At 72.1% G+C, this 7,707-nt stretch carries 8 protein-coding genes; 3 read left to right on the forward strand and 5 right to left on the reverse strand.

Features of this window, described 5'->3' with window-relative positions:
* The first annotated feature begins 49 nt into the window (after positions 1 to 49).
* Complete coding sequence (locus EHS43_RS04870) at positions 50 to 706, forward strand: phosphatidylserine decarboxylase (RefSeq protein ID WP_125189285.1); 657 nt, start codon at positions 50 to 52, stop codon at positions 704 to 706.
* Complete coding sequence (pssA, locus tag EHS43_RS04875) at positions 693 to 1,547, forward strand: CDP-diacylglycerol--serine O-phosphatidyltransferase (protein WP_260470388.1); 855 nt, start codon at positions 693 to 695, stop codon at positions 1,545 to 1,547. The genes EHS43_RS04870 and pssA overlap by 14 nt, the downstream gene beginning before the upstream one ends.
* A gap of 75 nt (positions 1,548 to 1,622) precedes the next feature.
* Here the strand turns inward: pssA and EHS43_RS04880 are convergent, their stop codons facing one another.
* The 5 genes from EHS43_RS04880 to EHS43_RS04900 are packed head-to-tail and all read right to left on the reverse strand — an operon-like array spanning position 1,623 to position 6,411.
* Entirely contained in the window at positions 1,623 to 2,888 is a 1,266-nt protein-coding gene (locus EHS43_RS04880) for an ABC transporter substrate-binding protein (RefSeq protein WP_125189278.1), read from the reverse strand.
* Positions 2,885 to 3,967 (reverse strand): branched-chain amino acid ABC transporter permease, encoded by a 1,083-nt coding sequence (locus tag EHS43_RS04885; RefSeq protein WP_125189279.1) that lies wholly within the window; start codon positions 3,965 to 3,967, stop codon positions 2,885 to 2,887. Before EHS43_RS04885 ends, EHS43_RS04880 begins: the two co-directional genes overlap by 4 nt.
* Entirely contained in the window at positions 3,960 to 4,850 is an 891-nt protein-coding gene (locus EHS43_RS04890) for a branched-chain amino acid ABC transporter permease (RefSeq protein WP_125189280.1), read from the reverse strand. Before EHS43_RS04890 ends, EHS43_RS04885 begins: the two co-directional genes overlap by 8 nt.
* Positions 4,847 to 5,611 carry an ABC transporter ATP-binding protein gene (locus tag EHS43_RS04895; RefSeq protein WP_260470389.1) on the reverse strand — a complete coding sequence of 255 codons (765 nt, stop codon included), beginning with the start codon at positions 5,609 to 5,611 and terminating at the stop codon, positions 4,847 to 4,849. Before EHS43_RS04895 ends, EHS43_RS04890 begins: the two co-directional genes overlap by 4 nt.
* Positions 5,612 to 5,616: 5 nt before the next feature.
* Complete coding sequence (locus EHS43_RS04900; protein ID WP_125189282.1) at positions 5,617 to 6,411, reverse strand: ABC transporter ATP-binding protein; 795 nt, start codon at positions 6,409 to 6,411, stop codon at positions 5,617 to 5,619.
* A gap of 181 nt (positions 6,412 to 6,592) precedes the next feature.
* Between EHS43_RS04900 and EHS43_RS04905 the strand changes: the two genes are divergently transcribed.
* A partial coding sequence (locus EHS43_RS04905; protein WP_148104018.1) for a CdaR family transcriptional regulator occupies positions 6,593 to 7,707 on the forward strand: 1,115 nt, incomplete at its 3' end.

Consider the following 7,707-nt stretch of genomic DNA (forward strand, 5'->3'; position numbering starts at 1 on the left):
CCGCCGTCCCCCGTCTAGTGCGCGGCATCATCCGCTACGAAGGTCATCCATGCCCCACAGCCAAACCTCTGCACCTCGCGACAGCCTGGCAGGCGTACGCCTGGCGCGCGGAGCATCGCCGTGGCTCCTCCCGACCGTCGCCACCGCAGCACTGAGCCTGGTACGCGCGCGCAAGTCGGGCGCCGCCAAGGCCGTCGCCGTGCCCGCCACCGCGCTGGCGGCGGGCATGCTGTGGTTCTTCCGCGACCCCGAGCGCGAGATCGCCCAGGGCCGGGTCATCTCGCCCGCCGACGGTGTGGTGCAGAGCATCATGCCGTGGAAGGACGGGCGCACCCGCGTCGCGATCTTCATGAGCCCGCTCAACGTCCACGTCAACCGCGCGCCTCTCTCCGGCACGGTGACCTCGGTCGAGCACATCCCCGGCGGGTTCGTTCCGGCGTTCAACAAGGAGAGCGAGAACAACGAGCGCGTCGTCTGGCACTTCGACACCGAACTCGGTGACATCGAGATGATCCAGATCGCCGGCGCGGTGGCCCGCCGCATCGTCCCCTACATCCCGCAGGGCACGAAGGTCGAGCAGGGTGACCGCATCGGTCTGATCCGGTTCGGCTCGCGCGTCGACATCTACCTGCCCGAGGGCGTGGAGGTCGCGGTCGAGGTCGGCCAGAAGACGGTGGCTGGGGTGACTCGCATTGACCGTGATTGATCCTGAGACCCAGGCGGGCTGGGTGCCCGAGGCCGACGAGGTCGACGACGAGGAGGAGATGCCTCTTTCTCTCCGCCTGTCGATAGCGGACACCCTCACCCTCGGCAACGCCACGTGCGGCTTCATGGCGGTGTACTTCACCACCACGGGCATCCTGATCCCGCACCTGACCGACAGCCAGGAGTCCGGCATGGCGCGCAACAGCGCGGCCACGGCCGTCATCCTGATGCTGTGCGCGGCGGTCTTCGACCTGTTCGACGGCCTGGTGGCGCGCAAGCTGCGCTCCTCGCCGATGGGCGCCGAGCTGGACAACCTCTCCGACCTGATCAGCTTCGGCCTCGCGCCGGCGTACTTCGTGCTCGTCTACGGCATGGTCGCCGACGACGCGTCGCAGCGGGTGGCGGCGGTGGGGGCCGTGGTGGTGCTGCTGGCTGTCGTGCTGAGGCTGGCGAGATTCTCCTGTGTCACGCCGGCGAACGGCATGTTCCAGGGCATGCCGAGCCCCTTCGGCGCGCTGACGGTGGTCGCGATCGTGCTGCTTGAGCTGCCCTTCGTGGCGACGCTCCTGGCGATCCTGGGCACCGCGTGGCTGATGGTGAGCCGGGTGGAGTACCCGAAGCCGCGGGGGCGGCTGGCGGTGGCGATGCTCTCCTGGATCGTGCTGGCGATGGGGCTGCTCGCGGCCTGGGCCTTCGGTGCCCCGAGCGGTCAGCTGCTGCTCCAGACCGGCTGCGCCCTGCAGCTCGTCATGGGCGCGGTGATCCCGCTGTTCGCCACGGCCCGCCGGGTGAACAACTTCCGCGGCAACCGGCGTGAGGCGCGGGCGGCCCAGCTGCCGTAGCGCTTGACCGTTGTACTCCCGAGGGGCCCGAACCGGTGACGGTTCGGGCCCCTCGTCGTGTGCCCGGCGGGCGTCTCACGCCCCCGGTGTGTACCCTTCCGCCGCCTCCGACGCCCCGGCCTCCCGTACGACCCTCATGCCGCCGGTGACGTTCTTGTCCGGCTGGAGGATCACACTCTCGTGGGAGGACGGGGACGTGGGGTCGGTGAAGTCCTGGGCGACGCCGAAGCCGATGTCGTAGGAGTCGATCGACAGCAGGGCCTTGTCCACGCCCTCCCTGGTGAGGTCCTTGCTCGCGCAGGCCTTCTTCAGGGCCTCCCCGAAGGCGGACACGGCGGTCCAGCCGGCCACGATGCCGTTGTCCAGGGCGTCCTTCGGGTAGGCGGCCCGGTAGTCGGCGACCAGCTTCTTCGCCTGCGGGGTGTCCGCGCCGATCGGGAGCGAGGGGGAGGCCACGTAATAGTTCTTCATCAGCGCGGGGCCCGCCTGGGTGGCGAGGAGCTGCGGCGCGAAGGCGGAGTTGTTGCCGATGACCGGCACGGCGAATCCGCTCGCCGCCGCCACTCCGACCAGCGAGGCCGCCTGCCGCGGGCCCGCGCTGATCACGATCGCCTTGACGCCGGCCTGCTTGAGGGCGGTGACCTGGGCCGTCATGTCGTTGTCGGTGGGCTTGATCTTCTGCTCGACGACGGTCAGCCCGGACTGCTTCGCGATGTGCTTCGAGCCGACCAGCGCGCTCTCGCCGTAGTCCCCCTCGAAGTAGACGTGGCCGATCCTGTCGCCCTTCTTCACTCCCTTCTCCTTGATCAGGAAGTCGACCGCGTTCATCGTCTCGATGTCGTACGTGGATCCGATGACCCGGATGTACGGGCTGCCCAGCAGCGCGGACGACCATGCCTGCGGGAGCACCAGCCCCTTGTCCTGGCCGTCGATGCGCTGCTTGACCGCGGCGACGAACGGCGAGCCGATGAACTGCGTGAAGCCCAGCACCTTCGGCTCCAGCTCGGTGTAGCCGGAGACGGCCTTCTGCGGGTCGTAGCCGTGGTCGCGGACCGCGAGGTCCACCTTGTAGCCGCAGACGCCGCCGGCGGCGTTCAGCTGCTTCACGTACAGCTGCTGGGCCTGGGTGACGCTCTTTCCGAGGGTCGCGTAGACGCCGGTCATGTCGGTGAGCGCGCCGAGCGTGATCGTCTTCCCTGAGATGCCGTCGCCGGTCCTCACGCCGCCCGCGGCGGCCTTGTCGCCGTCGTCGGAGTCCTTGGCCTTGGAGCTGCATCCGGCCAGTACCAGCAGCGCGGCGAGCGCGCCCGCGGCGGCCCTGGCGCCGTGTGTCCTGATCATCGTTCCTCCCTTGGATGGGTGGTGACTCGACGCCGTACGGCCGTCCCGACCAGACCGCCGGGCAGGAACAGCACCACCAGCACGACGGCGGCGCCGTAGAGGTACCGGGATGCCTCGCCCGGTGCGATACCGCCCGTGCCGGGGTCGGAGACCAGCGGCAGCGCGTCGCTGTAGCGGGTCAGCAGCTGCGGCAGCAGGGACACGAACACGGCCCCCGCCACCGCCCCGGAGACCGAGCCGAGCCCTCCGATGACGATCATCGCGAGGTACTCGAGCGAGAGCGTGATGCCGAAGTAGTCGGGGACCGTCCGCTGGAAGACCAGCGCGAGCAGGACGCCGGCGAGGCCCGCGTACATCGACGAGAGCACGAAGACGGCGGCACGGTGGCGGGCGACCGGCACGCCGAGCACTCCGGCGGCGATGCGGTGGTCGCGGATCGCGTTCATGGCCCGGCCCGGACGGCCGCGCAGGACGCCCCGTGCGAAGAGGGCGCCGGCCACCAGGAGGACGAGACCTGCGTACCAGAGCTTCTCCGCCGACCCGAACGGCACGGCGGCGACGAGGAGTTCACGGTCGTCGAAGGTGAGGCCGAACAGGCTCAGCGGCGGGACGTCACGGCCGTTGGCGCCGCCGGTCAGGTCGTGGGCGTTGAACATGACGTGCTGGCCGATGAAGACCAGCGCGAGGGTGGCGATGCCCAGGTAGGCGCCGCTGAGCCGCCCGGAGATGGGGCTGAACAGACCGCCGGCGGCACCCGCGACGAGCACCGCGAGCACGGCCGCGAGCCAGGTCGGCAGCCCGAGCCCGGTCAGCCCGTCGCCGCCGTCCCCCGCGAACACGCAGTAGCCGTAGGCTCCGACGGCGAGGAAGAAGGCGTGCCCCATGGAGAGCTGGCCGGTCGCCCCGGTGAGGAGGTTGATGCCGATCGCGCCGATCGCGGCGGCCATGGCGAACAGGCCGGTCTGGAGCCAGAACCGGTCCAGGTAGAAGGGCAGCGCCAGCAGGATCCCTGCTCCGGCGGCGCCGGCGTACGTACGCGACCGGACCGCCCGCAGCGGCTTGACCAGGGCCTCAGACACGGGCGAGCTCCTTCGTGCCGAACAGTCCGGCGGGCCGTACGAGCAGGATCGCGACCATCACGAGGTAGGGCGCCAGGTCTCCCAACCCGCGGCCCAGGAAGGTCAGATCGCTCTGGTAGCCGGTCGCGAGGGATTCCGTGACGCCGACCAGCAGGCCGCCCACCAGCGCACCCGTCGTCGAGTCCAGTCCGCCGAGGATGGCGGCCGGGAACGCCTTGAGCGCGGCCAGCGAGGTGGCCCGCTCCAGGCCCGGCGTCGGGAACACGGTGAGGAACAGGGCGGCCACGGCGGCGAGTCCGCCCGCCACCGCCCAGGCGCCGAGCGACACCCGCCCGAGCCGTACCCCCATCAGCGCGGCCGTCTCCGCGCTCTCCGCCGCCGCCCGCATCGCGATCCCCCACGCGGTGTACCGGAACGCCAGCAGGAACGCGGTGATGAGCAGCGCGGCGGCCACGAACGCGGCGATCCGGGTGTGGGCGAGCGAGATCGGCCCGGCCGTCAGCACGGCGTCCCCCCACGGGTCGCCGAGCGTGAGGACGTCCGTGCCGATACGGCGGGTCAGCTCGGTGGTGAGCAGGATGTCCACGCCGATGGTGACGATGGCCAGGACACTGTGGTCGCTGCCCCGGTAGCGCCGCATCACCAGGAACTCCACGGCGGCCCCGACGAGGGCGGCACCGGCGATCCCGGTGAGCAGCGCGGGCCAGAAGCCGATGTCGTCGTGCAGGGCCGCGGTGACGTATCCGCCCGCCAACAGCAGGGACGCGTGGGCGAAGTTGACGACCTCGGTGGCCCGGAAGATCACCACGAAGCCGAGTGCGATGAGCGCGTAGACCGACCCCAACGAGAGGCCGTTCAGCAGGATCTCGGCGAAGGTGCTCATGACGCGGCCCCCAGGTATGCCTCCACGACGGCCGGATCGTTCTGTACGTCGGCGGGGGCGCCGTCGGCGATCCGGCGCCCGAAGTCCAGTACGGTCACCGCGTCCGCGAGCCGCATCACCACCCCCATGTCGTGTTCCACCAGCACGATCGAGATGCCGAAGGAGTCGCGGACGCCCGCGATCACGGCGGCCGTCCGGCGCCGTTCGTCGGCGGTCATGCCCGCGACCGGCTCGTCGAGGAGCAGCAGGCGCGGTTCCATGCACAGCGCCCGGGCGAGTTCGGCGAGCTTCTGCTGCCCGTACGGCAGGGAACCCGCGGGCCGCGCCAGGCAGTCCGCGATGCCGACGAACTCGGCGATCTCCCGGACGCGTTCACGATGGCGCCGTTCCTCGCGGACCGCCGAGGGCAGCCGAAGTCCCGCGGCGAGGAACCCGGTCCGGGTGAGCCGGTGCCGGCCGAGGAGCAGACAGTCCTCGACCGATGCGCGCGGCGGCAGCGCGAGGTTCTGGAAGATGCGGGCGACACCGAGGGCGGCGATGCGGTGCGCGGGCATGCCGGTGAGCTCGTGCGGGCCGAAGCGGACGCTGCCCTCGGTGGCCCGGTACACGCCGGACAGGACGTTGAAGCAGGTGGACTTTCCGGCGCCGTTGGGGCCGATGAGGGCGTGGACGGTGCCGGGGCGGACGGTGAAGCCGACGTCGTCGAGGGCGGTGAGTCCGGCGAAGCGGACGGTCAGCCCGCGGACCTCCAGGGAGTCCAACGTGGTCACCCCTTCCATCTCGTGAGGGTCCGGCCCGTCGTCCGGTCCGCGTCGGACGCCGCGTCCTCGTCGACCACGCCGAGGTAGCGGCGGCGGACCTCGTCGGAGGCGGCGAGTTCGGCGGCCGGGCCCGACAGGGTGACCTCGCCGACTTCGAGGACGTACGCGCGGGTGGCGAGGCGCAGGGCGAGGGCCGCGTTCTGTTCGACGAGGAGGACGGAGGTGCCCTGGGTGTTGATCTCGCGGACGGTGTCGGCGATCCGCCGGGCCATGAGCGGGGCCAGGCCGAGGGAGGGTTCGTCGAGGAGCAGGACGCGCGGGGCGGCCATCAGGGCGCGGGCGACGGCGAGCATCTGCTGCTCGCCGCCGGAGAGGAGTCCGGCCCGCTGGTTCGCGCGTTCGGCGAGCACGGGGAACAGTTCGTGGACCCGGTCGAGGGCCGCGGACCGTCCCGCGCGGGTGCCGCCGAGGGCGCCCGCGCGGAGGTTGTCGGCGACCGTCATCCGCGCGAACACCCTTCGTCCCTCCGGTACTTGGCAGACTCCGGCGGCGACCACCCGGTCGGGCGCAAGCGCGTCGAGACGGCGGCCGTCCAGGGTGACCGTGCCCTCGGTGACCGCGCCGCCGTGGAAGGCGAGGGTGCGGCTGATCGCCCGCAGCAGCGTGGACTTGCCCGCGCCGTTGCCGCCCAGCACCGTCACCACGGCGCCCTCGGGCACCTCCAGGGACACCCGGCGCAGGGCGCGCACGGGGCCGTATCCGACCGACAGGTCCCGGACGACCAGTCCGGCTCCGGTCATGGGCTCCCCCTTTGTCCGCACTCGGTGTGGCGCTCACCCCAGCACCGGTGCGGGCGGGCGTCCACGGCCCGCGGCGGAATCGCTGCGGGTGCCCAGCGGGCCGGTGCCACCGTTGTGCTCGCGCACAACACTGCGTGTCAGGGGCCTGTGCGCGGCCGGGCCCCGGTGGCATCCTCCGGTCATGGGAGGGCGACGACCGCGGACCGGTCATGACTGGAAGCTGCTCGCGGAGTCCTGCACGGCTCTGCTGGATCGGGTGCCGGAACTGGTCGACGAGCACCTGCGACAACTCACCGACCACTCCCCCCTCTACGGGCAGGTGCTGGCGTACGACCAGCAGTGGCGGGAGGCGGAGGAGGCGATACGGATCGGCATCGAGACGATCTCCGCGCCGCGGGACTCACCGCGCCGCGACCTGGAGTACGCCGAGGACGCGGGCCGGCGCCGGGCCCACCAGGGGCTGCCCCTGGACCTCCTGGTGCACGCCTACCGGAACGCCGGCTATCTGGTGTGGGACGCGCTCGTGGAGGGGACCGCCGGGCGGGAGCCGGAGCGGCTGGCGGCGCTGATGCGGTCGACGACGATGGTCTGGTCGGCGGTGGACGCGCAGGCGCAGGCCGCGTCGGAGGCGTACCGGGCCACCGAGGCGGAGCTCAGACGGCGTACGGACGAACAGCTCCAGGCGCTGCTCGACGCCCTGCTGGAGGGGCAGGCCACTCCCGGGCTCGCGGCACGGGCGGCGGCGGGGCTCGATCTGCCGGAGCACGGGCCGTACGCGGTGGTGGTGCTGCGGGCCGAGCGGCGGGAGGCGGCCGAGCGACCGGTGCGAGGCGCCGGGTTCCGGTTCATCTGGCGTATGCGGGCGGACGGTGAGGTGGCGGTCGTGGCCCTCGCGCCCGGCCAGGGCCTGGACGGCGTGGCGCGTGCGCTGGAGGGGCGTTGTTCGGGGCCGGGCGGGATCAGCCCGGTGGTGCCGGGGCTCGCCGAGCTGGGCCGGGCCCGGCGGCTCGCCGAACTCGCGCTGCGCACCTGCGCGCCGGACGCCACCGCGGTCGTACGCCTCGATCAGCGGATGCCGACCGCGCTGGTGGTGAGCCAGCCGGAGCTGGCCGACCGGCTGGTCAAGGACGTGTTCGGTGCCCTTCTGGAGCTGGAGCCCGCCGCCCGGGCCGTGCTCCTGGAGACCCTCGACGTGTGGCTGGTGTGCGAGGGTTCGGCGGGCCGGGCCGCCGGGCGCCTGTACTGCCATCGCAACACGGTCTTCAACCGGCTGCGACGGCTGGAGCAGCTCACGTC

This window comes from Streptomyces sp. RP5T, from assembly GCF_003933965.1.
Lineage (GTDB): Bacteria > Actinomycetota > Actinomycetes > Streptomycetales > Streptomycetaceae > Streptomyces.

Excerpts from the sequence above, each read along its gene's own strand:
- EHS43_RS04870 (WP_125189285.1), top strand. The coding sequence starts at position 50 with ATGCCCCACAGCCAAACCTCTGCACCTCGCGACAGCCTGGCAGGCGTA.
- EHS43_RS04880 (WP_125189278.1), bottom strand. The coding sequence starts at position 2,888 with ATGATCAGGACACACGGCGCCAGGGCCGCCGCGGGCGCGCTCGCCGCG.
- EHS43_RS04890 (WP_125189280.1), bottom strand. The coding sequence starts at position 4,850 with ATGAGCACCTTCGCCGAGATCCTGCTGAACGGCCTCTCGTTGGGGTCG.
- EHS43_RS04900 (WP_125189282.1), bottom strand. The coding sequence starts at position 6,411 with ATGACCGGAGCCGGACTGGTCGTCCGGGACCTGTCGGTCGGATACGGC.